Source organism: Streptomyces milbemycinicus, from assembly GCF_002154605.1.
GTDB classification, from domain to species: Bacteria; Actinomycetota; Actinomycetes; order Streptomycetales; family Streptomycetaceae; genus Streptomyces; species Streptomyces milbemycinicus.
In genome coordinates, this window is sequence record NZ_MUNE01001309.1 from 1 (window position 1) to 1034 (window position 1034).

1 pseudogene is annotated in these 1034 nt (G+C 76.7%); it reads right to left on the reverse strand.

What is annotated here, in order from left to right:
- Nucleotides 1-1034: pseudogene (locus CCN51_RS52790) on the reverse strand (type I polyketide synthase); the annotation flags it as partial.

The following is a 1034-nucleotide window of genomic DNA, read 5'->3' on the forward strand; positions in this document are numbered from 1 at the left end:
GCCCGCCCGTACCGCCGGTGATCAGTACCGTGCCGTGTGGCCGCCACTCGCGCCCCGGCTCCGCCCCCGCTACGGCCAGCGGGGCCCGCTCCAGTCGGCGTACGAACACCCCGGACGCCCGTACCGCGCACTCCCGCTCGGGCCCGGCCAGCGCCCGCACCAGGCTCCGCGCCGCCCGCGCGTCCAGCGGGTCGGGAACGTCGACCAATCCGCCCCACATCTCTGGAGCCTCAAGGGCGGCCACCCGTCCCAGCCCCCACACCTGGCCCAGCCCGGGCGACACCACCGCATCCCCGCCACCCACCGACACCGCGCCGCGAGTCACACACCAGAGCCGAGCCGCCACCCCCACATCGCCCAATGCCTGGAGCCACGCCAGGAGCAGCGCCCCGGCGCCCGGTCCGCCGTTACTGCCCGCCAACAGCAACGCCACCCCGTCCACCTCGGGCTCGGGCCCCAACTCGGTCCGCAGCCGCTCCACCAGCGCCTCGCGCGCCACACACCCCTCGGCGGCGTGGAGGGCCGCCCTGGCCCCGGACCGCTCCAACTCCTCGACGACGGGCGATCCGTCCACCCCGTCGGCGACGACCACCAGCCAACGCCCCGTCGGCGCCCCCGGACCACCGTCGCCCGCCGGCCGCCACGCCTCCCGATAGCGCCATCCGTCCAGCACGCCACGGTCACGGCACCCCCGCCACCAAGCCCCCAGCGCGGGCACCAGTGTCGCGAGACCGGCCGCCTCATCGACCCCCAGCAGCTCACCCACGCGCGGGACATCGCCCCGCTCCACCGCCTCCCACAGCGGCCCCTCGCCGCCGCCCGCCCCGGAGTCGCCGGGCTCCGCCGCCTCCAGCCAGTAACGCTCCCGTTCGAAGGCATAGGTCGGCAGCTCGACACCGCCGACCGCGACTGGCGTCCACCCCATCGCCCCTGGCCAGTCCACCTCCACCCCGGACACGAAGAGCCGCGCGAGGGCCGCGAGATATGTCTGGCTCTCGCCTCGGTCGGGGCGCAGGGCCGCGGCCAGGGCGGCG